A 24,217-nucleotide genomic window follows, 5' to 3' on the forward strand; every position below is an offset into this window, starting at 1 on the left:
ATGAAAAATTCACTGGATGTGGTAACGATTGGTGAAGCGATGGCGATGTTTGTCGCCACGCAAACCGGCGAACTGGCAGATGTGGAGCTGTTTATCAAGCGCGTTGCTGGCGCTGAACTCAATGTGGCGACCGGTCTTGCCCGACTGGGGCTGAAGGTCGGTTGGGTAAGCCGCGTTGGCAACGACAGTTTTGGCCGTTTTATCGTTAAGTCGCTGGAAAAAGAAGGGATTGATGCGCAGGGAGTCACCCGGGATGGCCGTTACGCTACCGGCTTTCAGCTCAAATCTAAGGTCGAAAATGGAACCGATCCCATTGTGGAATACTTCCGCAAAGGTTCTGCTGCCAGCCACCTCAGCATTGAGGATTATCACGAAGCTTACTTCGCCAGCGCACGCCACCTGCACCTGAGCGGCGTAGCGGCTGCGCTTTCTGCCAGCTCTTATGAACTGTTAGCCCATACCGCCCGCACACTGAAAGCGCAAGGGAAGAGCATCTCGTTCGACCCGAATTTACGCCCAGTGCTGTGGAAAAGCGAAGCTGAAATGGTGGAAAAACTGAACCGTTTGGCGTTCCAAGCTGACTGGGTTTTACCTGGGTTAAAAGAGGGCATGATTTTAACCGGTCAGCAGACGCCTGAAGCCATCGCCGACTTTTATCTGCGCCATGGGGTGAAGGCCGTGATTATCAAAACCGGGGCTGATGGTGCCTGGTACAAAACCGCCAGCGGCGAACAAGGCTGCGTCGCACCGGTAAAAGTCGACAACGTAGTCGATACGGTCGGCGCAGGCGATGGCTTTGCCGTTGGCGTTATCAGTGCCCTGCTGGAAGGGCGTTCGCTGCATCAGGCGGTGACTCGTGGCAATAAAATTGGCGCACTGGCCATTCAGGTTCAGGGCGACAGCGAAGGATTACCCACACGTGAACAATTAGGGGAATAAATTCCCGACCAACTCTGTCTCTGTACCCTACATTCAGAGGCGGCGTATCAGCATAACCAGAGGGCAGTCTATGAATAGCTCAACCAATGCAGCAAAACGCTGGTGGTATATCATGCCAATCGTGTTTATCACGTACAGCCTGGCGTACCTTGACCGCGCGAACTTCAGCTTCGCCTCCGCCGCCGGTATCAATGAAGATCTCGGCATTACTAAAGGGATCTCTTCCCTACTGGGCGCGCTGTTTTTCCTCGGCTATTTCTTCTTTCAGATCCCAGGCGCAATTTACGCCGAACGCCGCAGCGTGCGAAAACTGATTTTTATCTGTCTAATTCTCTGGGGCGCATGCGCATCGTTAACCGGCATGGTCAGCAATATTCCAATGCTTGCCGCCATCCGCTTTATTCTTGGTGTCGTTGAAGCCGCGGTCATGCCCGCAATGCTGATTTATATCAGTAACTGGTTTACGAAGTCCGAGCGTTCGCGTGCTAATACCTTTCTGATCCTCGGTAACCCAGTCACCGTCCTGTGGATGTCTGTGGTTTCCGGATATCTGATTCAGGAGCTGGGCTGGCGGGAAATGTTCATCATCGAGGGATTCCCGGCCATCATCTGGGCATTCTGCTGGTGGGTACTGGTAAAAGACAAACCGTCTCAGGTCGGCTGGCTGTCAGAGTCTGAAAAAGCCGCCCTTCAGGCACAGCTGGAAAAAGAGCAGCAAGGCATCAAAGCTGTGCGTAACTATAGCGAAGCCTTCCGCTCACGTAACGTGATCCTGCTGTGCATGCAGTATTTCGCCTGGAGTATTGGGGTCTACGGTTTTGTTCTGTGGCTGCCGTCCATTATCCGCAACGGCGGCGCAAATCTGGGGATGGTTGAGGTTGGCTGGCTGTCATCCGTACCTTATCTGGCGGCGACGGCAGCAATGATCCTCGTCTCCTGGGCCTCCGATAAACTGCAAAATCGTAAGCTGTTTGTCTGGCCACTGTTACTGATAGCTGCTTTCGCTTTTATCGGCTCCTGGGCCGTGGGTGCAGACCACTTCTGGATTTCTTACACCCTACTGGTGATTGCGGGCGCGGCCATGTATGCCCCTTATGGTCCTTTCTTTGCCATCATTCCTGAAATGCTGCCGCGTAACGTTGCCGGGGGTGCAATGGCGCTGATTAACAGTATGGGCGCGCTAGGCTCATTCTTTGGTTCATGGTTTGTCGGCTACCTCAATGGCGCAACCGGCAGCCCGTCCGCGTCGTACATTTTTATGGGGGTAGCGCTTTTTGTCTCAGTGTGGCTAACTTTGATCGTTAAGCCTGCTAATAATCAACAGCTACCTATTGGCGCACGCCACGCTTAAATTTTAACTTACGGAGATTCGCATGAAACCGTCCATTATTCTCTATAAAGCGTTACCTGACGATTTACTGCATCGCCTGGAAGAGCATTTTACTGTGACACGTGTGCCTAACCTGCGCCCGGAAACCGTCGCACAGCACGCCGAAGCTTTTGCCAATGCGGAAGGTCTGCTGGGCTCCAGTGAAGCCGTCAATACCGCTCTACTGGAGAAAATGCCGAAACTGCGTGCGACCTCCACGATTTCCGTCGGCTATGACAACTTCGACGTCGAAGCTCTTAACACCCGTAAGGTGCTGCTGATGCACACGCCAACCGTACTGACGGAAACCGTCGCTGATACAGTGATGGCGCTGGTGTTAAGCACCGCTCGCCGCGTGGTGGAAGTGGCTGAACGGGTGAAAATTGGTGAATGGACCAAAAGTATCGGGCCGGACTGGTATGGTACGGATGTGCACCACAAAACGCTGGGGATTGTTGGCATGGGCCGTATTGGGCTAGCGCTGGCGCAACGGGCGCATTTCGGCTTTAGCATGCCGATTCTCTATAACGCCCGCCGCCATCATCAGGAAGCGGAAGCGCGCTTCAACGCGCGCTACTGCGATCTTGATACGTTGTTGCAGGAGTCCGATTTTGTCTGCCTGATCCTGCCGTTAACCGAAGAAACGCATCATCTGTTTAGTCGCGAACAATTTGCCAAAATGAAGTCTTCCGCCATTTTCATAAACGCCGGACGCGGGCCGGTGGTCGATGAAAAAGCGTTGATTGCTGCCCTGCAAAACGGTGAAATTCATGCTGCTGGCCTGGATGTGTTTGAGCAGGAGCCATTACCGGCAGACTCACCGCTGCTGTCGTTGCCAAACGTGGTTGCCGTGCCGCACATTGGCTCAGCCACGCACGAAACACGCTATAACATGGCGGCCTGTGCGGTGGATAACTTAATCGATGCGCTGCAAGGACGCGTTGAGAAGAACTGCGTGAACCCGCAAGTCACGCGATAAACAAAAGGCCGGGTAGCACTTACGCTCACCCGGCCTTACAGCTCTTACAGCGGCTTAATTACTGAGCGGCATTCACCGCAGCAGTCCAGGCCTGGTTAAATGCCTGATGTTGAGAAGCCAACGGGCCAATCAGCGTGTTGTACTGACTTGCCTGCTGCGACGTTGGGAACTGGATACCGTTGGCGACAAAGCTCACCTGCGTATCCTGCTGCGCCACAAAATCACCAACCTGCACTAACTGCTGCGTGAAGATTTGCGCGGCAGGGATCAGCGGCTGTAACGCCTCTGCAGGTACAGTGACAACTTTATTGTAAACCTGGTCAAAGACCGGCTTCAGATCCTCGCCCTGCTTCAGTGCGCCATGCGCAGCATCCGCCTGCAGTTTCGCATTCTGCAACTGTTGCCCTAACACGCCCAGCGCACCATTTGCCTGACGCAGCGGTTCACGCTGAGTCACATAATCCTGAGGAACACGAATCGCATTCACGCTATCAACCACCGGGCGCAGACCGGAGTCCATCGCCTGATTAACCTGCTGCGAATAGCCATACAGAATCGCATAATCGGACACAAACGGGCCAAACTGTTTTTTCTGATCTGCGGTCAGCGTTGGTAAACGCTCTCCACTACGCATTGCAGTATTCTGCAGAAAATCGATAAACGCTTTGCGCTGATCGCCTTCTTTATCAAAACACCCACTCAGGCCAACTACCATTAAGAGCGCCAAAACAGGCGCAAACCAGCGAGAGCAGGACTTACCTGTCGCCATTTTAATACTCCTTTCACCCAAAAATGCGCACAACGACACCCGCGTGCCTGACGTTGACAAGGATAGTCCAGGTCAGCCCCGCAAGATACCCTTTCCGCGTAATCTTGTGGGGGAAAATAACCGTTCTGGCCATCCTGCGTTTTGCGAAACAATGCGCCATTCACTGCGCGTCATCATATTTTAGTCATCTTTACAATCGGGGTCGATCGTTCGAGATCCCGACCTTTATCAGTTTGTTAGCCTGCGAAAGATTGTTACCCACTACCTGCTGAAACGAATCCACCTCTCAAACCCCAAATCCGACTTCATTTTTTGCGACTACTCTTAATGAGCTTCGAGAAAATTCACGATCCCGCTGTGTGATTTATAGGAGTTCTCAATGGAATACAAAGATCCTATGTTTGAACTGCTAAGCAGTCTGGAGCAGATTGTTTTTAAAGATGTATCGCAGACCGTCGTTCTGACGCAAAAAACCAACCCTTTCACTGAATTTGAACAGCTACGACGAGGGACAGGTTTAAAAACAGACGATTTTGCCCGGGCAATGGGCGTGACGGTCGCGATGGTTCACGAATGGGAGTCTAAACGCGTTAAGCCTTCCAGTACCGAATTGAAGCTGATGCGTCTGATTCAGGCAGACCCGAGATTAAGTAAGCAATTGATGGATTGAACTATTTTTTAATTTTACTTCATAACGGTCCTGTAAAAGGGCCGTTCCCTTAAGAAGGTTATCCACAAAAAAGAAAATAGTAGTTGCATCCACATGCGTAAAATGAGTTAATGCCCTCAACGGTTTGACGTACAGACCATTACAGCAGTTAGTAAGGCAAGTCCCTTCAAGAGTTATCGTTGATACCCTCGTAGTGAGCATTTCCTTTACTGTTAAAAAATCTGTAAAGCACGCCATATCGCCGAAAGGCACACTTATTTTTTAAAAGGTAATACACTATGTCCGGTAAAATGACTGGTATCGTAAAATGGTTCAACGCTGACAAAGGTTTCGGCTTCATCACTCCTGACGATGGCTCTAAAGACGTGTTCGTACACTTCTCTGCTATCCAGAACGATGGCTACAAATCTCTGGACGAAGGTCAGAAAGTTTCCTTCACCATCGAAAGCGGCGCTAAAGGCCCGGCAGCTGGCAACGTAACCAGCCTGTAAGCTTAAAAAGCTCAAAATTCTGAATCCCTGCCAAACGGCGGGGATTTTTTTTATTTATAGTTCGTAAAACGCCTCGCCCACACGTCTTTGCATTACTTTACCCGTCGCCCCTTTGACCTTTCCCTAAGGGCAAGCTTTATAGTGAGCCAGTCTGTATTCCACAACGTTCACAAGGAATTGAAGCTATGTCGAAATCCTCATTGCTGCTGGCTTTAGGTTTACTCACCACCGGTAGCGTGTTCGCTGCAACTCCGGAAGACACTTTTTTGGCGGAACACGGGCTCAGCGGAAAATCCGTCGAGCAAATCGTCGAGGCCATTGACCAGTCTCCCCAGAGCCGCCCGCTGCCGTACTCGGCATCCATCACCAGCACTGAACTGAAGCTCTCTTCGGGCGATCAGATCTATACCCTGCCGCTCGGTGACAAGTTCTATCTGTCATTTGCCCCTTATGAATGGCAAACACATCCTTGCTTCAACCACAGCCTTTCCGGTTGCCAGGGCGAAATGCCGGAGCAGACATTCAATGTCAAAGTCACGGATAACAAGGGTGATGTGGTGCTACAAAAAGAGATGAAGAGTGGTCGAAATGGCTTCGTCGGGGTTTGGCTACCGCGCAATATGGCAGGCACAATCGCAGTAAGCTACAACGGCAAAAAAGCGGAGTATCCCATTAAAACCATGGAAGACAGCCAGACCTGTCTGACTAAATTACAATTGCGCTAACAAAAAAAAGCCGGATGGCGCAATTGCTTATCCGGCATTTTCTAAGTCAGCTCAGGACCGTTACTGCAGCAGCGAAATATCCGCCACGCGCAGGAACAGTTCGCGCAGTTTTTCGAGCATGGATAGACGGTTAATACGCAGATCTTTATCTTCTACATTAACCATCACTTTTTCGAAGAACGCATCAACCGGTTCACGCAGTGCTGATAACTCAACCAGCGCTTCCTGGTAATGTCCAGCGGCGAAAACAGGCTCCAGCTTATCGCGCAGCACCACAACCTGCATCGCCAGCGCAATTTCTTCCGGCTCTTTCAGCGTTGCCGCATTCACACGGTCATTCAACGTTTCTTCAGACTTCGCCAGAATATTTGATACGCGCTTGTTCGCGGCAGCCAGCGCGGACGCAGCCTCCAGCGTACGGAAGTGCGAAACAGCCTTCATACGTGCATCGAAATCAGCCGGACGAGTCGGACGACGCGCCAGCACGGCCTGGATGGTATCGACGGTGTAACCTTCGTCCTGATACCAGGCGCGGAAGCGACCGAGCATAAAGTCGATAACGTCATCCACCACGTTGGCGTTAGTCAGCTTGTCGCCATACAGACGAACAGCCTCTTCCGTCAGCGTTTGCAGATCCAGATTCAGGTTCTTCTCAACGATGATACGCAGCACGCCCAGCGCGGCACGACGCAGCGCAAACGGATCTTTGTCGCCTTTCGGATGCTGACCAATACCGAAGATACCCGCCAGGGTGTCCATCTTGTCAGCAATCGCCACGGCACAAGCCACCGGGTTAGACGGCAGGTCATCACCGGCAAAACGCGGCTGATACTGCTCGTTCAGCGCCACGGCAACATCTTCCGCTTCGCCATCGTGACGCGCGTAGTGCATTCCCATCACGCCCTGGGTGTCGGTGAACTCGAAGACCATGTTGGTCATCAGGTCGCACTTGGACAGCAGGCCAGCTCGCGTTGCGTGGTTAACGTCAGCGCCAATTTGACCAGCAATCCAGCCCGCCAGCGCCTGGATACGGTCAGTCTTGTCGCGCAGCGTACCCAGTTGCTGTTGGAACAGCACGGTTTGCAGACGCGGCAGATGGTCTTCCAGACGTTTTTTACGGTCGGTATTGAAGAAGAATTCGGCATCCGCCAGACGCGGACGAACCACTTTCTCGTTGCCAGAGATAATCTGGGTCGGATCTTTTGATTCGATGTTGGCCACAAAGATAAAGTTCGGCAACAATTTGCCGTCGTTCGCATAAACCGGGAAGTACTTCTGGTCACCTTTCATGGTGTGTACCAGCGCTTCAGACGGAACAGCGAGGAATTTATCTTCGAACTTCGCGGTCAGAACAACCGGCCATTCCACCAGTGAGGTGACCTCTTCCAGCAGGCTTTCACTCAGATCGGCGTTGCCGCCAATTTTACGAGCCGCCTCTTCAGCATCGGCTTTGATTTTCGCTTTACGTTCAGCGTAATCCGCAATCACTTTGCCGCGCTCACGCAGGATTTCCGGGTACTGATCGGCAGAATCGATGGTGAATTCCGGCTCGCCCATAAAACGATGGCCGCGGATCACGCGATCGGACTGGATACCCAGAATCGTTGCCGGGATGACTTTGTCGCCCAGCAGCAGGGTCACGGTGTGAACCGGACGCACGAAGTGAACGTCAGACGCGCCCCAGCGCATCAGTTTCGGGATCGGCAGTTTCGCCAGTGAGGTGGCGATCATGTTCGGCAACAGCGTTTCAGCGCTTTCGCCTTTCACATGCGCGCGATACAGCAGCCATTCGCCTTTGTCGGTGGTCAGACGCTCAGCCTGATCAACCGTGATACCGCAACCGCGCGCCCAACCTTCTGCCGCTTTGCTCGGTTTGCCTTCCGCGTCAAACGCCTGGGCAATGGCCGGGCCGCGTTTTTCAACTTCACGGTCCGGTTGAGATTCAGCAAGGGCAGCTACTTTCAGCGCCAGACGACGTGGAGCGGCGAACCACTCTACGTTGCCGTGTGCGAGGCCAGCGTTGTCCAGCTCCGCGGTAACGTTCGCAGCAAAGGACTCAGCCAGGCTGCGCAGTGCTTTTGGTGGCAGCTCTTCAGTGCCGATTTCCACCAGAAAAGTTTTCTCAGACATGGCCGCCTCTTATTTGTCTTTGTTGCACATCGGGAAGCCAAGGGCTTCACGGGAAGCGTAGTAAGCTTCTGCCACTGCTTTGGTCAGGGTGCGAATGCGCAGGATGTAGCGCTGACGCTCGGTGACGGAGATGGCTTTACGCGCATCCAGCAGGTTGAAGCTATGGGCGGCTTTCAGAATGCGCTCATACGCAGGCAGCGGCAGCGGGTTTTCCAACGCCAGAAGCTGCTGCGCTTCTTTCTCGTACTGCTCGAAGCAGGTGAACAGGAAGTCCACGTCAGCGTATTCAAAGTTGTAGGTGGATTGCTCCACTTCATTCTGATGGAACACGTCGCCGTAGGTGGTTTTACCCAGCGGGCCGTCGCTCCAGACCAGGTCGTAAACACTGTCTACGCCCTGAATGTACATGGCCAGACGTTCCAGACCGTAGGTAATTTCCCCGGTCACGGGTTTACATTCCAGACCACCAACCTGCTGGAAGTAGGTGAACTGCGTCACTTCCATGCCGTTCAGCCACACTTCCCAACCCAGACCCCAGGCACCCAGCGTCGGGTTTTCCCAGTTATCTTCCACGAAACGAATATCGTGAATGGTCGGGTCCATACCCAGCTCTTTCAGAGAACCCAGGTACAGCTCCTGAATGTTGTCCGGTGACGGCTTAATCACTACCTGGAACTGATAGTAGTGCTGTAAGCGGTTCGGGTTTTCGCCATAGCGGCCATCGGTCGGACGACGGGAAGGCTGCACATAAGCAGTCGCCATCGGTTCCGGCCCTAGCGCACGCAGGCAGGTCATTGGGTGAGATGTCCCCGCGCCGACTTCCATGTCCAATGGTTGAACAATGGTGCAGCCCTGGCGAGCCCAGTAATCCTGTAAGGTCAGGATCAAGCCCTGGAAGGTCCTGGTATCAAACTTTTGCATATTATTTCGTGCTGGATACGTGTGGATTTAAAGGAAGCGGTCAGTATACCCGCTGGCTGCAAGATATACAGTACGAAACGGGAAAAAGGGGGAACTTAGCGCATGGAAAGGTGCAAAAACTGCCCGTCTGCATCAAAAGAGCAGACAAAACTCTCTTTACGGAAGGTCGAACCCCGCATCTCATAGCTGCCCTGGAATTGTTCCAGGCCGGAGATATCAATTTTCAGCGCGTCAGTGTTATAAATCTGTGCCGCCTCATTTTTGCACAGTGACTCCATATCCAGCGAGCGCGTTGCATTGACCTTAACCTTTTGCGCCTTCTGCGCGGGCGGCGGTGTGTCGGCGCACGCCACCAGCAAAAGGGTCGCGAACGCGGGAAAGAAATACTTCATCATCATTTTATTACCGCCTGGTTTGCTGGTCAGTCTTATTATTAGTGTCTGGAAACGGATCCTATTTTCAGAATCTCATCAGACCATCTCAAGCTTTAGCGTAAGAACTCGGATTATTCCAGTGAGCTACGCATGCAAAATTTCGGTCAGACTTTTTTTAATGGATACAGAGGAACTGATGCAGCCCAAAATTTACTGGATTGATAATCTGCGCGGGATCGCCTGTCTTATGGTCGTGATGATCCACACCACGACCTGGTATATCACTAATGCGCAAAGCGTCAGCCTGTTGAATTGGGATCTGGCCAACGTGCTCAATTCCGCCTCTCGCGTCAGCGTCCCGCTGTTCTTTATGATTTCGGGCTATCTGTTTTTTGGCGAGCGCAGCGCCAAACCGCGCCATTTCACGCGCATCGCGCTCTGCATTTTGTTTTACAGCAGCGTGGCGTTGGCCTATATCCTGCTGTTTACCTCGATCAACGCTGAGCTATCGCTGAAAAACTTGTTGCAAAAGCCGGTGTTCTATCACCTGTGGTTTTTCTTCGCGATCGCCGTTATCTACCTGATTTCGCCGCTGATACAGGTAAAAAACATCAGCGGCAAGATGCTGCTGGCACTCATGGTGGTGATAGGTGTGATTGCCAATCCCAACACCGTCTCGCAAAAAATTGGCGGCTTTGAGTGGCTTCCGGTCAACCTGTACATCAGCGGCGACACTTTCTACTACATCGTGTACGGCATGCTGGGCCGGGCGATTGGCATGATGGATACGCAAAAGCGCGCGCTCACCTGGCTCTGTGCGGCGTTATTCATCACCGCCGTGTTTATTATTTCTCGAGGCACGTTGCATGAACTGCGCTGGCGAGGCAATTTTGCCGATACCTGGTACCTCTACTGCGGCCCGGCAGTGTTTATTTGTGCAGCCTCACTCCTGACACTGGTCAAAAATACGCTCAGCACGCGCACTCTGCCGGTACTGGGCCTTATTTCCCGCCACTCATTAGGAATTTATGGCTTTCATGCGCTGATCATTCACGCGTTGCGCACCAACGGTATTGAGCTCAAAAACTGGCCACCGCTGGATATACTGTGGATTTTTAGCGCCACGCTGGCAGGAAGTTTACTGTTGTCCATATTGTTGCAGCGCATCGATACGCGCAGGTTGGTAAGTTAATCCCCCATATATTGCAGACGCAGCAACAAAACTTGCCCCAGTAGACATATGATGAATGCCACCGGGTACAGCCCCTTTTCGAGGGACGATACCGGGGCATTCCATACCCCCACCAGCAGTAATCCAACGGTTATTAGCACCACCATCTGACACACGGAAGCGAAGCGTTCGTCGTTCTGATTGAGATTTACAGCACGTTGATAAGCGTAGGTCACAAACATTCCCGTCATCAGCACGCCGAAAAAATAGCCTTTGCCGCTCAATAACGGGCACGCCCGCCATAGGCCAATAACGTAAATCAGTGCGCCAGAGAGGAATAGTATCCATGGCAACAGCCTTGTCGTCTTCATTGGGATCTCCTTATCCATCAGAGATACAATATGAATAACCCGCTACAGACAACACAGAAAAATGCCACTACGCCGGACTTTCAGAATAAATTCATGCGTGATAGTTATTTGTTTGATTGAAATATACATTTGATAAATCCCCTCTGTTTACCAGAGGGGATTTAGGGTCAGGACATCAGCGGCTGTAATTGCTGATAGATTCGGCGGAAGGTTTCCCGACGCTGTTGGTACAGCGCGTGGCGCCCGGCGTCAGGATAATGCGCCTGCTCCAGCGTAAGCTGAGGCAGTAGGTCTGATAAAGGCCGCTGCGTATTCATGGCAATTTGCGCCAGTCGCGCCGCGCCGAGTGCAGGGCCGACATCGCCGCCGGTACGGTAATCCAGCTGCAATCCGCTGATGTCAGACAGCATCTGACGCCAGTACTCACTGCGTGCCCCGCCGCCAATCAGCGTAATACTGGCAGGCTGCACGCCGCAGGCATGTACCACGTCCATACCGTCAGCCAGCGCAAAACCCACGCCTTCCAGCACCGCCTGAGCCAGTTCCGCCGGACCATGCTGATGCGTCAGACCAAAAAATACACCCTTCGCCTGAGGGTTGTTGTGTGGCGTACGTTCGCCGGACAGATAGGGTAAAAACCAGACCGGCTCAGCGTGTTCATCCGCCTGTTGCGCTGCGGCAATCAACGCAGGAACGCTCGCCAGCCCGGTTAATTTTGCCGCCCAGTCCAGGCAGGATGCCGCACTTAGCATCACGGACATCAGGTGCCATCTTTCAGGTAAAGCATGGCAAAAACTATGGACCGCGCTTTCCGGTTTGCTGAGAAAACCATCACTGACCGCAAAATAGACCCCTGAAGTCCCCAGCGATAACATTGCCTGACCGGTATTCATCATGCCGACGCCAACCGCTCCCGCCGCGTTATCACCGCCTCCGGCAACCACCGCAACCTCCTGCATTCCCCAGGCCCTGGCGACCTCCGGCAACAATGTTCCGGTAATCTCACTACCTTCATAAAGCTCAGGCATATGCGCACGGGTCAGTTGACAGGCGGCCAGCATGACATCACTCCAGTCACGCTTCGCGACATCCAACCACATGGTACCTGCCGCATCGGACATATCGCTGGCGAAATCGCCGGTCATACGCAGGCGCAGATAATCTTTCGGCAGCAGGACTTTATCAACCCGGCTGAAAATCTCCGGTTCGTGGCGCTGCACCCACAGCAGCTTTGGCGCGGTAAAGCCAGGCATCATCAGGTTACCGGTGATGCCACGCGATTGCGGAACCCGCTCCTCAAGCATGACGCACTCTTCAGCACAGCGACCATCGTTCCACAGAATAGCCGGACGCAATATCTTCTGTTGCTCATCCAGTAGCGTCGCACCGTGCATCTGTCCGGCAATCCCCAGCGCTTTCACCTCGCGAAGTGAATGCTGGTGGCCCAATGCTTTCACAGCCCGATCCGTTGCCAACCACCACTGCTCAGGGTCTTGTTCAGACCATAATGGATGCGGGCGCGAAACGGTGAGTTTCTCCGTGTGCGAAGCGACCACATCCCCCAGCTCGTTAAGCAGAATGGCCTTTACGCCTGATGTGCCAAGATCTATCCCGATATACATAAGGCATCGTTCCTTAAAGAAAGGCCCGGTAGCGCGAGCTTACCGGGCTTACGGACGCTCTCAGAGACCCGTTATTTATCGAACAAATAATGGTTCACCAGATTTTCCAGCAATTCCTGATGACCGCTCTGGTGCACTGGCGCCAGGTTATGTTGTTCAGCGTACTGCGCAATTTCCGTCAGCGTCATCTGCCCTTTCAGAATTTGCTGGCCCAGCTCACCATTCCAACCGGCATAACGTTTTGCCACGCGCTGATCCAGACCACCGTCTTCAATCATGCGCGCTGCAATTTTCAGCGACAGTGCCATGGTATCCATCGCGCCAATATGACCATAGAACAGATCGTATTTATCGGTACTCTGACGACGCACTTTGGCATCGAAGTTCAGGCCACCGGTGGTGAAACCGCCCGCTTTCAGGATTTCGTACATCACCAGCGCATTCTCTTCTACGCTGTTCGGGAACTGGTCAGTGTCCCAGCCCAACTGCGCGTCACCACGGTTGGCATCGACAGAGCCAAACAGACCCAACGCAATAGCGGTGGCGATTTCGTGATGGAACGAGTGGCCCGCCAGCGTGGCATGGTTAGCTTCAATATTCAGTTTGATCTCTTTTTCCAGACCGAACTGCTTGAGGAAGCCGTAGACGGTCGCCGCATCGTAATCGTACTGGTGCTTGGTCGGTTCCTGCGGCTTCGGTTCGATAAGCAATGTACCCTGGAAACCGGTTTTGTGTTTGTGTTCCACCACCAGTTGCATGAAGCGACCAATTTGCTCACGCTCCTGACGCAGATCGGTATTCAGCAACGTCTCATAGCCTTCACGACCGCCCCACAGGACATAGTTTTCGCCACCTAACTTATGTGTGGCATCCATGGCCGTAACCACCTGCGTGGCGGCCCAGCTGAATACTTCCGGATCCGGATTCGTTGCCGCGCCCGCGCCGTAGCGTGGGTTGGTGAAGCAGTTTGCCGTTCCCCACAGCAGCTTCACGCCGCTCTGTTCCTGTTTTGCCGCCAGCACATCAACCATCTGCGCAAAGTTGTTTTTGTACTCTTTCAGTGAAGCCCCTTCAGGCGAGACATCCACGTCATGGAAGCAGTAGTAAGGCACATTCAACTTGTGAAAGAACTCAAATGCCACATCCGCTTTGCGTTTCGCCAGCGCCAGTGCTTCACCAGGCTGCTGCCACGGACGATCGAAAGCGCCCATACCGAACATATCCGCACCGTTCCAGCAGAAGGTATGCCAGTAGCAGGCAGCAAAACGCAGATGATCTTCCATGCGTTTGCCCAACACGATTTCGTCAGGATTGTAATGGCGAAATGCGAGCGGGTTAGTAGATTTAGTCCCTTCGAAACGAACGCGATCGAGTTGGTCAAAATAAGCCGGCATAATAAGCTCCATAATCAGGTAATACGGTAAGTAAACTGCGATATGGCTATACTGGAATTTCCTGATTTATTGCTCAATTACGTTATTTCACACCGCTATTAAGAGAATACCCAAACGTGCGCTGGCTCCCAAAAAAACGCGATGAAAGAAGAAATAAAAAAGCGATCGCGATCGAAGGTTAGCCATTAAACAAAAAACCGTAATGCGTAGATTAAAAATGACAATTGCCTTCCCGCTGGCTGTATGTAAATTTTGCCTGGCCTCAGGCAATCAGGAAATTTGTCACGCTTCATCAAGCAGTCGTACCGGCGGTTTTGCTAGTATCGACAGGCCCACGTTAACCTTTCCAGGACAGGTTCTTATGTTTGATAAACGTCACCGCATCACTCTGTTATTTAATGCCAATAAAGCCTATGACCGCCAGGTGGTAGAAGGAGTGGGTGAATATTTACAGGCATCGCAATCCGAGTGGGATATATTCATTGAGGAAGATTTCCGCGCCCGTATTGATAATATTAAAGACTGGCTCGGTGATGGCGTTATTGCCGATTATGACGATGATGACATTGCACAATTACTTGCCGATGTCGATGTTCCAATCATCGGCGTTGGGGGTTCCTACCATCGGGAGCAAGATTATCCCCCGGTACATTACATTGCTACCGACAATCACGCGCTGGTAGAAAGTGCTTTCCTGCATCTGAAAGAAAAAGGGGTAAACCGCTTTGCGTTTTACGGCCTGCCTTCGTCAAGCGGTAAACGCTGGGCCGCGGAACGTGAATATGCGTTTTGCCAGTTGGTGGCAAAAGAAAAGTACCGCGGCGTCGTCTACCAGGGGCTGGAAACTGCGCCGGAAAACTGGCAGCACGCGCAAAATCGTCTGGCAGACTGGCTACAAACGTTGCCGCCTCAAACCGGCATTATCGCGGTCACCGACGCGCGGGCACGACACGTCCTGCAAGTCTGCGAGCACCTGCATATTCCGGTACCAGAAAAGCTGTGTGTGATAGGAATAGACAACGAAGAACTGACCCGTTACCTGTCGCGGGTAGCGCTGTCATCCGTGGCTCAGGGAGCCAGGCAGATGGGCTACCAGGCCGCAAAACTCCTGCACCGCTTGCTGGCGAATGAAGTGCTGCCTCTACAACGCATTCTGGTTCCTCCAGTGCGCGTGGTAGAGCGGCGCTCAACCGATTACCGCTCCTTGACCGAGCCTGCCGTAATTCAGGCCATGCACTTTATTCGCAATCATGCCTGTAAAGGGATTAAGGTTGAACAAGTGCTGGATTCAGTGGGAATTTCACGTTCGAATCTGGAGAAGCGCTTTAAAGAAGAGGTCGGAGAGACCATCCACGCCGTGATTCATGCCGAAAAGCTGGAAAAAGCGCGCAGTCTGCTCGTTTCTACCACGCTTTCGATCAACGAAATTTCACAGATGTGCGGCTATCCGTCGCTGCAGTATTTCTATTCAGTCTTTAAGAAAGAGTACGATACGACGCCAAAAGAGTATCGCGATGTGAACAGTGAAGTGTTGCTATAGAGGGAATTGCCGGATGGCTACCTGGTCTGATCCGGCCTACAAGGTGATTTGTAGACCGGATTAGCACACGAAATTACATATGTGCGGCGATTAAGCGTTGGTTATCCTGATACATGGCGAACAGATAGTTGTTGTAGCTCTGTCCTTTCGTGGAATACCCCTTCAACTTATGGATCATCGCGGTAGCGGTGACTTCCTGATCGGCCTTACGCAACTGCGCGCGTGACTTACGGAAAGAAGAATAAGCCGGGTGCGTGTTCAGGTTAATGACGTAGGCATTTACCGACTCTTTCACCGATTCAAACTGTGAATAGCCTTTCACCTTACCCGGTGCGTTATTGCAACTACCTTTGCCACATTTCATGCCAAACAGGTTGTTGTTGCTACGCGCCAGCTTCGACGTCCCCCAGCCGCTTTCGGCCGCAGCCATGGTTGCAACCATGCTGGTCGGGATAATGTCTACGCGCTCAAGCAGCGTATTCCACGGAATTTTACGCGTGTTGCCAGACCAGCTCACCTTGTAGCGCTTCGCGATGTCTTTCATACGCGTGCGCTCAGTGGGTGACCAGCGGTTCTGGTACTGTTTTGAAATCAACCAGTTACGATCCGCCGTAATGGCAGCATTTTGGCTGGTAATATAAGGCATAACCGTCCGGAGAAACGCTTTTTTCCTTGGTGTTCCGGAAGGGTATTTTCGCAAATCAGGAAGTGAACTACTCTTTGCACTATTGCGAGAATACTCTTGTTTACTGCTTACCTGTTTATTACTTGCCTTGATTACCTGAGGCTTGTGACTCGTTGTCGCCGTGTGTGTCTTTGCCAGCGCCTCACCCGAAAATACCACGGTGAGTAACATAAGAATCATTGCCCCATATCGTCGAATGGGAGTCAATATCATTAGGTCTCCTGGTCGGATTTATGCATTCCAACACCTTATATTTTTCACAAAAATGAGAGATGAATCTCAAATCATATCAAAAATAGCCGTCAAGAGCACCCAAAGAGATAGTCCAATTCTGAAACTATGTCACGCATTAACGGTTCAGGGCGCCATTAATTCGAAGAAAATGTGGAGGTTATCGCAAAATCAGTTCATTTTTTGAACGCGTTAGCTCCCCCTCACTTCTCCTCCTGGCGGAATCGACTCAAAGGAGGAGTTTCCGGCCTGATTTCACTGGCAAACTGGCGAAAATCGCAGCATCAAGGACAGCATTATGAAACTTGCCGCCGTTGCGCTGGCGCTGATACCCGGCTTTGCCATCGCCTCATCATGGACTTCTCCAGAACTTCCCACCTTCGAAGCGGAAGGTACGGGTAAATTCGTCAGCCATGCAGCGTTGACGAAGGGTACTCGCCCTTTGATTCTGAATTTTGACCAACAGTGCTGGCAGCCTGCTGATGCGATAAAACTCAACCAGATGCTATCGCTAAAACCGTGTGAAGGCGCGCCGCCGCAGTGGCGTTTATTCAAAGACGGCGATTACACGCTGGAAGTCGATACCCGGTCCGGCACACCGACGCTAATGCTCTCGGTCAAAAACACCGTAGGGCCCGCCACCGTCCAGATTCGCCAGTGCCCAAAATGGGATGGTTCGCCGTTAACGCTGGACGTGAGCCAGACCTTCCCGGAAGGTGCCGTGGTGCGCGATTTCTACAGCCAGCAAACGGCAACAGTAAAAAACGGGTCGATTACCTTACAACCCGCCGCAACCAGTAACGGACTATTGCTGCTGGAACGGGCAGAAACCGATGCCCCCGCCGCTTTCGACTGGCATAACGCCACGGTATATTTCGTCCTGACGGACCGCTTTGTGAATGGAGATCCGAGCAACGACCACAGCTACGGACGTCGCAACGACGGCATGCGGGAAATTGGCACTTTCCACGGTGGCGATTTGCGCGGCCTCACCAGTAAACTCGACTACCTGCAACAACTGGGCGTCAACGCCCTGTGGATCAGCGCACCGTTTGAGCAAATCCACGGCTGGGTTGGGGGCGGCGCCAAAGGAGATTTTCCCCACTACGCCTACCACGGCTACTACACCCAGGACTGGACCACGCTTGACGCCAACATGGGTAATGAAGCGGATCTGCGTGCGCTGGTTGATGGCGCACACCAGCGCGGCATCCGTGTCCTGTTTGATGTGGTGATGAACCATACCGGCTACGCCACGTTGGCGGATATGCAGGAGTATCAGTTTGGGGCACTGTACCTATCGGGCGATGAGCTGAAAAAAACGCTCGGGGAACGCTGGACGGACTGGAAGCCCGCTGCCGGGCAGAGCTGGCACAGTTTTAATGATTACATCAACTTCAGCAATAAAGCCGGCTGGGAAAAATGGTGGGGGAAAAACTGGATCCGCACCGATATTGGCGATTACGACAATCCTGGCTTTGATGACCTGACCATGTCGCTGGCGTTCCTGCCCGATCTGAAAACCGAATCCACCACACCTTCCGGGCAGCCAAACTTTTATCAGCACAAGCCGGATACGCGCGCCAAAGCCATTGCTGGTTACACCCCCCGGGATTATCTGACCCACTGGCTCAGCCAGTGGGTGCGAGATTATGGGATTGACGGCTTTCGGGTCGATACCGCCAAACACGTCGAGCTTCCCGCCTGGCAGCAGCTAAAAACACAGGCCAGCGCGGCACTGCTCGAATGGAAGAAAGCCAACCCGGACAAAGCGCTGGATGATAACCCCTTCTGGATGACCGGCGAAGCCTGGGGTCACGGCGTAATGCAGAGCGATTATTATCGTCACGGCTTTGATGCGATGATCAATTTTGACTATCAGGAACAGGCGGCAAAGGCCGTCGATTGTCTGGCAAACATGGATCTCATCTGGCAGCAGATGGCGGATAAACTGCAGGACTTCAACGTCCTGAGTTATCTCTCCTCGCACGATACGCGGTTGTTCCGCGAAGGTGGAGACAAAGCCGCCGAGCTATTGCTGCTGGCGCCGGGCGCGGTACAGCTCTTTTATGGCGACGAGTCGGCCCGACCTTTTGGCCCAACCGGCTCTGACCCATTACAGGGTACACGCTCAGAGATGAACTGGCAGGAGGTGACCGGCAAATCTGCCACCAGCGTCGCGCACTGGCAGCGTATCAGTCAGTTCAGGGCCAGACATTCCGCTATTGGCGCCGGTCAACAAACCACGCTGGCTTTGAAGCAGGGATACGGATTTATCCGCGAACATGGCGATGATAAAGTCATGGTGGTGTGGGCCGGCCAGCATTAACCAGGCTAGCGTCCGGTGTCGTCATCTGGCCGGACGCAGCTCAAAACAATTCACCAGCCTGATACGTTTAGGCAGCATAAAACATCAATCCAGCCTGATACCCCTGATTTGCACCCTGCTATGGGTAGCGCTATGGTTAGCCACTTTATTACTCAGTTCGACAGACCACCAGCTATGACATTCTCACTTTTTGGCGACAAATTTACCCGCCATTCAGGCATCACACGCCTGATGGAGGACCTCAACGACGGTTTACGCACCCCTGGCGCCATCATGCTCGGCGGCGGCAATCCAGCGCAAATTCCAGAGATGCAAAATTACTTTCATTCTCTGCTGGCAGATATGCTGGAAAACGGCAAAGCCACTGATGCGCTTTGTAATTATGACGGTCCACAAGGTAAAACCGAGCTACTGTCTGAGCTGGCGAAACTGCTACGTGAGAATCTGGGTTGGGATATTGAGCCACAAAATATTGCACTGACAAATGGCAGTCAGAGCGCGTTTTTCTACTTATTCAACCTCTTCGCCGGACGTAGCGCCGATGGAACCACCCGAAAAGTGTTGTTCCCATTGGCACCGGAATACATTGGCTATGCCGATTCCGGGCTGGAAGAAGATCTCTTTGTCTCCGCGCGTCCGAACATCGAACTGTTGCCGGAAGGTCAGTTTAAGTATCACGTTGATTTTGAACACCTGCACATCGGTGAAGAGACAGGCATGATCTGCGTGTCACGTCCGACCAATCCGACAGGTAACGTGATCACCGATGATGAGCTGATGAAGCTGGATCGGCTGGCCAACCAGCATGGGATCCCGTTGGTGATTGATAATGCCTATGGCGTACCGTTCCCTGGCATCATCTTTAGCGAAGCACGCCCGTTGTGGAACCCCAACATTGTGCTGTGCATGAGTCTTTCGAAGCTGGGTCTGCCGGGTTCCCGCTGTGGCATCATTATCGCCAATGAAAAAATCATCACAGCTATCACCAATATGAACGGCATCATCAGCCTTGCACCTGGCGGAATGGGTCCGGCAATGATGTGCGAAATGATTAAGCGCAACGACCTCTTGCGTCTGTCCGAGACGGTTATCAAACCGTTTTATTACCAGCGCGTACAGGAGACAATTGCGATCATTCGCCGCTATTTACCTGAAGATCGCTGCCTGATTCATAAACCAGAGGGCGCGATTTTCCTGTGGCTGTGGTTCAAAGATTTACCCATCACTACTGAACTGCTGTATCAGCGCCTGAAAGCGCGTGGCGTGCTGATGGTTCCCGGCGACTACTTCTTCCCAGGGCTGGATAAACCCTGGCCGCATACGCATCAGTGCATGCGGATGAACTACGTGCCAGAGCCGGAGAAAATCGAAGCGGGAGTGAAGATTCTGGCTGAAGAGATCGAACGCGCCTGGCTGGAAGGCTGATGATAAACCCGACCCAGGCACGGGTCGGGCTACTTTCACAGCGGCTGGGAACGTAGACGCTGTTTCTGGACGCTGACCGCATCTATACACTGCAACGCGCTGGTCGGGCAGGCTTCGACACACGCGGGTCCCGCCTCACGGTGCCAGCACAAATCGCATTTTATCGCCTGCACCCGTGACGAGCGGGCGACGACATTCATTGCCCCAAACGGACAAGCCAGCATACAGCTTTTACAGCCAATACAACGCGCCTGTTCAACGAAGATATGTCCATGTTCACGACGAATAGCGTGCGTTGGGCAAACATTCGCGCAAGGAGCATCTTCACATTGATGACAAGCGACCGCCGTCGTAAAGGCGTCATCTTTAATCACGCGGATCCGCGGAGTAAACGCAGTGGAAGAGACCGACGCACAATCCTGGTTTTGCTGATGCGCGACGACACAGGCCACTTCGCAGGTACGACACCCAATACATTTTGCCGCATCCGCCATAATAAACGCGTTCATTTTCCCCTCCCTCTGCGTGAAAAACACAGAGTGCCAGAGAGGTCACCCTTGTCGCTTTGATCGGACAGGGGAAACGGTTAAATTTTGTCAGGTGCCTGAACGACGCCAGGCATGCGCCTAATCGCGAACGGTAAAGCCCAGCTCATTGGAAATGGCCTGCGCGGTTTCCCGCAGCGGCTTGAGTAAATTCTTTTCTCCGACCTGCTTCAGGCGCGAGGTAGAGAGTGAAATCGATACTGAGTACGGCACCCGCCCATGAATATCAAACACCGGCACGGCAATGCAGGAAACCCCCAGCTCGTTCTCTTCCCGATCCATTGCCATGCTGCTTTCGCGAATCTGTGCCAGCTCATCGTACATGGCCGGTAAACCAGTAATCGTATTGCGGGTCAGCGGCTGAATCAGATCCTGGTGGCTCTGCCAGTAAGATTCCACATAGTCCGGATGACCAAACGCCATATAAATTTTGCCCATCGCTGAGCAATACAGCGGCATATGCTGACCGATATAAGCGCGGGTACGCAGCATGCCCGTTGTCGGTTCCAGCTTATAAATCAAAATCGCATGGTCGTCTTCACGACTGGAGAAGTTGATGGTTTCACCGGTGGCGATATTCAGCGCTTCAAGGTGCGGCGCAGCAACATGGATGATATTCAGTGACGACAGTGCCTTCTGACCCACGGCAATAAATTTGGTGGTCAGGCGATAACTCCCCGCCGCTGGCGCGGGAGTGACATATCCGCAGGATTGCAGCCCTTGCAGCAGTCGATGCACGGTACTTTTGTTCAGCCCTGCCAGTTCAGACAAATGCGCCAACGGGCAACCATTCGGATAGTTGCTCAAAATCTCAATCAACATCAAACCACGGAACAGGCTCTGACTTCCGGCTGGCCTCTCTTTGTCTTGCGTCATTTCACTCTCTTTAGTGCCCATCGCTTCCGCTCCCCTTTTCGTCGCGCTCTGATGGTAGCGCAAAGTGTGTTTCAGTTCACGATCTGAACCGAAAAAACACAACCGTTTGATTTTGATGATTTTAAAAAACAAGCCGCCCCGTTGATCTGTCAAAATTTGATCGCTATATTTGAAATCAGATTTCGCATAGTGAAATTTAGAGATAAAAAAGCGATCAAATTTAAACAAGGAAACAGGAATGAAAGTCACTTTTGAGCAGTTGAAAGAAGCGTTCAATCGGGTACTGCTGGCACGCGGTATCGCCGTTGAAACCGCCGATGCCTGTGCCGAAATGTTTGCCCGTACCACCGAATCCGGCGTGTATTCGCACGGCGTGAACCGTTTTCCCCGTTTCATTCAGCAACTGGATAACGGTGACATCATTCCTGAAGCCAAACCGCAGCGCATTACCAGCCTGGGGGCAATTGAGCAGTGGGATGCCCAACGTTCGATCGGCAATTTGACGGCGAAAAAGATGATGGACCGAGCCATCGAACTGGCCTCCGATCACGGTATTGGCCTGGTCGCGCTGCGTAACGCCAACCACTGGATGCGCGGCGGCAGCTATGGCTGGCAAGCAGCGGAGAAAGGCTACATTGGTATCTGCTGGACCAACTCCATTGCCGTGATGCCTGCATGGGGTTCTAAAGAGTGCTGCATAGGCACTAACCCGCTGATTGTTGCCATCCCCTCCACGCCGATCACCATGGTCGATATGTCGATGTCGATGTTCTCCTACGGCATGCTGGAAGTGAATCGCCTGGCCGGTCGTGAACTGCCGGTGGACGGCGGGTTCGACGATGAAGGTAACCTCACCAGAGAACCTGGCGTTATCGAGAAAAACCGCCGTATTTTGCCAATGGGTTACTGGAAAGGTTCTGGCCTGTCGATTGTGCTGGATATGATCGCCACCCTGCTTTCAGACGGTTCTTCCGTGGCCGAAGTCACCCAGGACAACAGTGATGAATATGGCGTTTCACAGATTTTCATCGCCATCGAAGTAGACAAGCTGATCGATGGCGCATCCCGCGACGCCAAACTGCAGCGGATTATGGATTTCATCACCTCCGCCGAACGCGCCGATGAAAACACACCTGTTCGTCTACCAGGTCACGAGTTTACAAAGTTGCTGGATGAAAACCGCCGCAACGGTATCACCGTTGATGACAGCGTCTGGGCCAAAATTCAGGCGTTGTAAGGAGTCAGAGTATGATCTTTGGACATATCGCTCAGCCTAACCCGTGTCGTTTACCCGCGGCGATTGAAAGAGCGCTCGACTTTCTGCGCAGCACAGACTTCCGCAAACTGGAACCGGGCGTAGTGGAAATCGACGGTAAAAACATCTTTGCGCAAATTATCGATTTAACCACGCGTGATGTTGCCGAAAATCGCCCGGAAGTGCATCGCCGCTACCTGGATATTCAATTTCTGGCCTGGGGTGAAGAAAAAATCGGTATCGCGATTGATACCGGGAATAACCAAATCAGTGAATCGTTATTAGAACAGCGCGATATTATTTTTTATCACGCCAGCGAACATGAATCTTTCATCGAAATGATTCCGGGAAGCTATGCCATATTTTTCCCGCAGGATGTTCACCGTCCTGCATGTCATAAAACTGTCGCCACACCGATCCGCAAAATAGTTGTGAAGGTTGCTATTTCAGTTTTATAAAAGGAGCACAACATGAGCGTTAATAATGCCGGTTATATAATCGGTGCGTACCCCTGTGCACCCTCATTTCACCAAAAGAGTGAAGAGGAAGAGAAGGAATTCTGGCGACAGCTCGCCGATACCCCGGATATTCGAGGGCTGGAGCAGCCCTGCCTTGAACATCTTCACCCGTTAGGCGACGAATGGTTATTGCGCCATACGCCGGGCGACTGGCAAATCGTGGTCACCGCCATTATGGAAACCATGCGCCGTCGTGGCGCAAACAGCGGTTTCGGGTTGGCTTCCAGCGACGAAGATCAGCGTAAAGCCTGCGTGGCGTATTACCGTCATCTGCAGCAGAAAATCAACCATATCAATACGGCCAACGCCGGAAAAGTGATTGCGCTGGAACTACATGCCGCTCCCAATGCCAGCAATCCAAATGTTGCGCAGGCCACCGACGCACTCGCCCGTTCGCTTAAAGAGATAGCCAATTGGGACTGGTCATGCGATCTGGTGCTGGAACATTGTGATGCTATGACCGGCATTGCGCCGCGCAAAGGCTTTCTGCCGTTAGGCAATGTGTTGGAGGTCATTGCCGGGTATGACATCAGCGTGTGCATTAACTGGGCGCGATCGGCCATTGAAGGGCAAAATCCCGCCCTGGCGTTGACCCACACGCAGCAGACCAAACAGGCTGGAAAATTGGGGGCGCTGATGTTCTCCGGCACCACAATAACGGGAGACTACGGCGAGTGGCAGGACTTACACGCCCCGTTTGCTCCGTTCTGCTCACAAAGTCTGATGACCATCGACCATGCCCGCGAATTATTCGCCTGCGCAGAAGCCAAACCATTGCAATTTGCTGGTATTAAATTGCTGGAAATAAACGCCAATGCAGATGTGAACCATCGCGTAGCGATATTGCGTGACGGTATCGCGACGTTAAATAAAGCAAAAATATAAAAA

23 protein-coding genes are annotated in these 24,217 nt (G+C 52.6%); 13 read left to right on the top strand and 10 right to left on the bottom strand.

Annotated features, from left to right (window positions below; all coding sequences use genetic code 11):
• The 3 genes from ACU8YC_RS17225 (at nt 1) to ghrB (ending at nt 3,287) form a co-directional block, all read left to right on the top strand.
• Nucleotides 1–939, top strand: a complete 939-nt coding sequence (locus ACU8YC_RS17225) for a sugar kinase (protein ID WP_151223984.1) — start codon at nt 1–3, stop codon at nt 937–939.
• Nucleotides 940–1,009: 70 nt separating this feature from the next.
• Nucleotides 1,010–2,290 (top strand): MFS transporter, encoded by a 1,281-nt coding sequence (locus tag ACU8YC_RS17230; RefSeq protein ID WP_446895579.1) that lies wholly within the window; start codon nt 1,010–1,012, stop codon nt 2,288–2,290.
• Between the two features lie 22 nt (nt 2,291–2,312).
• On the top strand, nt 2,313–3,287 hold the full coding sequence (gene ghrB, locus ACU8YC_RS17235; RefSeq protein WP_446895580.1) for a glyoxylate/hydroxypyruvate reductase GhrB: 975 nt from the start codon (nt 2,313–2,315) through the stop codon (nt 3,285–3,287).
• Between the two features lie 58 nt (nt 3,288–3,345).
• On the opposite strand, the gene ACU8YC_RS17240 is transcribed toward ghrB, so the two are convergent.
• On the bottom strand, nt 3,346–4,056 hold the full coding sequence (locus tag ACU8YC_RS17240) for a DUF3053 domain-containing protein (protein WP_003837709.1): 711 nt from the start codon (nt 4,054–4,056) through the stop codon (nt 3,346–3,348).
• Nucleotides 4,057–4,435: 379 nt separating this feature from the next.
• Between ACU8YC_RS17240 and ACU8YC_RS17245 the strand changes: the two genes are divergently transcribed.
• The 3 genes from ACU8YC_RS17245 to cueP all read left to right on the top strand — a co-directional run bounded on the left by ACU8YC_RS17245 (nt 4,436) and on the right by cueP (nt 5,942).
• Nucleotides 4,436–4,726 carry an HTH-type transcriptional regulator gene (locus tag ACU8YC_RS17245; protein WP_446895581.1) on the top strand — a complete coding sequence of 97 codons (291 nt, stop codon included), beginning with the start codon at nt 4,436–4,438 and terminating at the stop codon, nt 4,724–4,726.
• 278 nt (nt 4,727–5,004) lie between these two features.
• Complete coding sequence (cspE, locus tag ACU8YC_RS17250) at nt 5,005–5,217, top strand: transcription antiterminator/RNA stability regulator CspE (protein ID WP_000014594.1); 213 nt, start codon at nt 5,005–5,007, stop codon at nt 5,215–5,217.
• Between the two features lie 185 nt (nt 5,218–5,402).
• Entirely contained in the window at nt 5,403–5,942 is a 540-nt protein-coding gene (gene cueP, locus ACU8YC_RS17255; protein ID WP_187253848.1) for a copper-binding periplasmic metallochaperone CueP, read from the top strand.
• Nucleotides 5,943–6,002: 60 nt separating this feature from the next.
• On the opposite strand, the gene glyS is transcribed toward cueP, so the two are convergent.
• The 3 genes from glyS to ACU8YC_RS17270 all read right to left on the bottom strand — a co-directional run bounded on the left by glyS (nt 6,003) and on the right by ACU8YC_RS17270 (nt 9,391).
• Nucleotides 6,003–8,072 (bottom strand): glycine--tRNA ligase subunit beta, encoded by a 2,070-nt coding sequence (gene glyS, locus ACU8YC_RS17260; RefSeq protein ID WP_187253849.1) that lies wholly within the window; start codon nt 8,070–8,072, stop codon nt 6,003–6,005.
• A gap of 9 nt (nt 8,073–8,081) precedes the next feature.
• Nucleotides 8,082–8,993, bottom strand: a complete 912-nt coding sequence (gene glyQ / locus ACU8YC_RS17265; protein ID WP_001168551.1) for a glycine--tRNA ligase subunit alpha — start codon at nt 8,991–8,993, stop codon at nt 8,082–8,084.
• A gap of 95 nt (nt 8,994–9,088) precedes the next feature.
• Nucleotides 9,089–9,391: a YsaB family lipoprotein gene (locus tag ACU8YC_RS17270; RefSeq protein ID WP_151223986.1), complete on the bottom strand. Its 303-nt coding sequence runs from the start codon at nt 9,389–9,391 to the stop codon at nt 9,089–9,091.
• A 172-nt stretch (nt 9,392–9,563) separates the two neighbouring features.
• On the opposite strand from ACU8YC_RS17270, the gene ACU8YC_RS17275 reads away from it, so the two are divergent.
• Complete coding sequence (locus tag ACU8YC_RS17275) at nt 9,564–10,559, top strand: acyltransferase (protein ID WP_151223987.1); 996 nt, start codon at nt 9,564–9,566, stop codon at nt 10,557–10,559.
• Here the strand turns inward: ACU8YC_RS17275 and yiaB are convergent.
• The 3 genes from yiaB to xylA all read right to left on the bottom strand — a co-directional run bounded on the left by yiaB (nt 10,556) and on the right by xylA (nt 13,925).
• Nucleotides 10,556–10,909, bottom strand: a complete 354-nt coding sequence (gene yiaB / locus ACU8YC_RS17280; protein WP_187253851.1) for an inner membrane protein YiaB — start codon at nt 10,907–10,909, stop codon at nt 10,556–10,558. The two genes, ACU8YC_RS17275 and yiaB, sit on opposite strands and share 4 nt — an antisense overlap.
• Before the next feature lie 167 nt (nt 10,910–11,076).
• Nucleotides 11,077–12,531, bottom strand: a complete 1,455-nt coding sequence (gene xylB, locus ACU8YC_RS17285) for a xylulokinase (protein WP_446895582.1) — start codon at nt 12,529–12,531, stop codon at nt 11,077–11,079.
• 71 nt (nt 12,532–12,602) lie between these two features.
• Complete coding sequence (xylA, locus tag ACU8YC_RS17290; protein WP_151216944.1) at nt 12,603–13,925, bottom strand: xylose isomerase; 1,323 nt, start codon at nt 13,923–13,925, stop codon at nt 12,603–12,605.
• A 361-nt stretch (nt 13,926–14,286) separates the two neighbouring features.
• On the opposite strand from xylA, the gene xylR reads away from it, so the two are divergent.
• The gene (gene xylR, locus ACU8YC_RS17295) at nt 14,287–15,465 is read left to right on the top strand and encodes a D-xylose utilization transcriptional activator XylR (protein ID WP_446895583.1); all 1,179 of its coding nucleotides are present in this window, start codon (nt 14,287–14,289) and stop codon (nt 15,463–15,465) included.
• A gap of 73 nt (nt 15,466–15,538) precedes the next feature.
• Here xylR and ACU8YC_RS17300 read toward each other — a convergent pair whose 3' ends face one another.
• Entirely contained in the window at nt 15,539–16,363 is an 825-nt protein-coding gene (locus ACU8YC_RS17300) for a protein bax (protein WP_151216947.1), read from the bottom strand.
• A gap of 316 nt (nt 16,364–16,679) precedes the next feature.
• On the opposite strand from ACU8YC_RS17300, the gene malS reads away from it, so the two are divergent.
• Nucleotides 16,680–18,710: an alpha-amylase gene (gene malS / locus ACU8YC_RS17305; protein WP_446895584.1), complete on the top strand. Its 2,031-nt coding sequence runs from the start codon at nt 16,680–16,682 to the stop codon at nt 18,708–18,710.
• A gap of 174 nt (nt 18,711–18,884) precedes the next feature.
• Nucleotides 18,885–20,135 (top strand): valine--pyruvate transaminase, encoded by a 1,251-nt coding sequence (avtA, locus tag ACU8YC_RS17310; protein WP_446895585.1) that lies wholly within the window; start codon nt 18,885–18,887, stop codon nt 20,133–20,135.
• Nucleotides 20,136–20,170: 35 nt separating this feature from the next.
• Here the strand turns inward: avtA and ACU8YC_RS17315 are convergent, their stop codons facing one another.
• Entirely contained in the window at nt 20,171–20,644 is a 474-nt protein-coding gene (locus ACU8YC_RS17315; RefSeq protein WP_005120516.1) for a 4Fe-4S dicluster domain-containing protein, read from the bottom strand.
• 117 nt (nt 20,645–20,761) lie between these two features.
• The gene (yiaJ, locus tag ACU8YC_RS17320) at nt 20,762–21,577 is read right to left on the bottom strand and encodes an IclR family transcriptional regulator YiaJ (RefSeq protein WP_048213806.1); all 816 of its coding nucleotides are present in this window, start codon (nt 21,575–21,577) and stop codon (nt 20,762–20,764) included.
• A gap of 217 nt (nt 21,578–21,794) precedes the next feature.
• Between yiaJ and yiaK the strand changes: the two genes are divergently transcribed.
• From yiaK to ACU8YC_RS17335, 3 genes are read left to right on the top strand one after another with little or no spacing between them, the layout of a single operon-like run.
• Nucleotides 21,795–22,793, top strand: coding sequence for a 3-dehydro-L-gulonate 2-dehydrogenase (gene yiaK, locus ACU8YC_RS17325; protein ID WP_151216954.1), 999 nt, complete (start codon nt 21,795–21,797; stop codon nt 22,791–22,793).
• 11 nt (nt 22,794–22,804) lie between these two features.
• Entirely contained in the window at nt 22,805–23,269 is a 465-nt protein-coding gene (locus tag ACU8YC_RS17330) for a YhcH/YjgK/YiaL family protein (RefSeq protein WP_151216956.1), read from the top strand.
• A 12-nt stretch (nt 23,270–23,281) separates the two neighbouring features.
• Nucleotides 23,282–24,214 carry a DUF4862 family protein gene (locus ACU8YC_RS17335; protein WP_446895586.1) on the top strand — a complete coding sequence of 311 codons (933 nt, stop codon included), beginning with the start codon at nt 23,282–23,284 and terminating at the stop codon, nt 24,212–24,214.
• Nucleotides 24,215–24,217 lie beyond the last annotated feature (3 nt).

This window comes from Citrobacter sp. VF227 (genome assembly GCF_052950715.1).

Excerpts from the sequence above, each read along its gene's own strand:
- ACU8YC_RS17225 (WP_151223984.1), top strand. The coding sequence starts at position 1 with ATGAAAAATTCACTGGATGTGGTAACGATTGGTGAAGCGATGGCGATG.
- ACU8YC_RS17230 (WP_446895579.1), top strand. The coding sequence starts at position 1,010 with ATGAATAGCTCAACCAATGCAGCAAAACGCTGGTGGTATATCATGCCA.
- ghrB (WP_446895580.1), top strand. The coding sequence starts at position 2,313 with ATGAAACCGTCCATTATTCTCTATAAAGCGTTACCTGACGATTTACTG.
- ACU8YC_RS17240 (WP_003837709.1), bottom strand. The coding sequence starts at position 4,056 with ATGGCGACAGGTAAGTCCTGCTCTCGCTGGTTTGCGCCTGTTTTGGCG.
- ACU8YC_RS17245 (WP_446895581.1), top strand. The coding sequence starts at position 4,436 with ATGGAATACAAAGATCCTATGTTTGAACTGCTAAGCAGTCTGGAGCAG.
- cspE (WP_000014594.1), top strand. The coding sequence starts at position 5,005 with ATGTCCGGTAAAATGACTGGTATCGTAAAATGGTTCAACGCTGACAAA.
- cueP (WP_187253848.1), top strand. The coding sequence starts at position 5,403 with ATGTCGAAATCCTCATTGCTGCTGGCTTTAGGTTTACTCACCACCGGT.
- glyS (WP_187253849.1), bottom strand. The coding sequence starts at position 8,072 with ATGTCTGAGAAAACTTTTCTGGTGGAAATCGGCACTGAAGAGCTGCCA.
- glyQ (WP_001168551.1), bottom strand. The coding sequence starts at position 8,993 with ATGCAAAAGTTTGATACCAGGACCTTCCAGGGCTTGATCCTGACCTTA.
- ACU8YC_RS17270 (WP_151223986.1), bottom strand. The coding sequence starts at position 9,391 with ATGATGATGAAGTATTTCTTTCCCGCGTTCGCGACCCTTTTGCTGGTG.
- ACU8YC_RS17275 (WP_151223987.1), top strand. The coding sequence starts at position 9,564 with ATGCAGCCCAAAATTTACTGGATTGATAATCTGCGCGGGATCGCCTGT.
- yiaB (WP_187253851.1), bottom strand. The coding sequence starts at position 10,909 with ATGAAGACGACAAGGCTGTTGCCATGGATACTATTCCTCTCTGGCGCA.
- xylB (WP_446895582.1), bottom strand. The coding sequence starts at position 12,531 with ATGTATATCGGGATAGATCTTGGCACATCAGGCGTAAAGGCCATTCTG.
- xylA (WP_151216944.1), bottom strand. The coding sequence starts at position 13,925 with ATGCCGGCTTATTTTGACCAACTCGATCGCGTTCGTTTCGAAGGGACT.
- xylR (WP_446895583.1), top strand. The coding sequence starts at position 14,287 with ATGTTTGATAAACGTCACCGCATCACTCTGTTATTTAATGCCAATAAA.
- ACU8YC_RS17300 (WP_151216947.1), bottom strand. The coding sequence starts at position 16,363 with ATGATATTGACTCCCATTCGACGATATGGGGCAATGATTCTTATGTTA.
- malS (WP_446895584.1), top strand. The coding sequence starts at position 16,680 with ATGAAACTTGCCGCCGTTGCGCTGGCGCTGATACCCGGCTTTGCCATC.
- avtA (WP_446895585.1), top strand. The coding sequence starts at position 18,885 with ATGACATTCTCACTTTTTGGCGACAAATTTACCCGCCATTCAGGCATC.
- ACU8YC_RS17315 (WP_005120516.1), bottom strand. The coding sequence starts at position 20,644 with ATGAACGCGTTTATTATGGCGGATGCGGCAAAATGTATTGGGTGTCGT.
- yiaJ (WP_048213806.1), bottom strand. The coding sequence starts at position 21,577 with ATGGGCACTAAAGAGAGTGAAATGACGCAAGACAAAGAGAGGCCAGCC.
- yiaK (WP_151216954.1), top strand. The coding sequence starts at position 21,795 with ATGAAAGTCACTTTTGAGCAGTTGAAAGAAGCGTTCAATCGGGTACTG.
- ACU8YC_RS17330 (WP_151216956.1), top strand. The coding sequence starts at position 22,805 with ATGATCTTTGGACATATCGCTCAGCCTAACCCGTGTCGTTTACCCGCG.
- ACU8YC_RS17335 (WP_446895586.1), top strand. The coding sequence starts at position 23,282 with ATGAGCGTTAATAATGCCGGTTATATAATCGGTGCGTACCCCTGTGCA.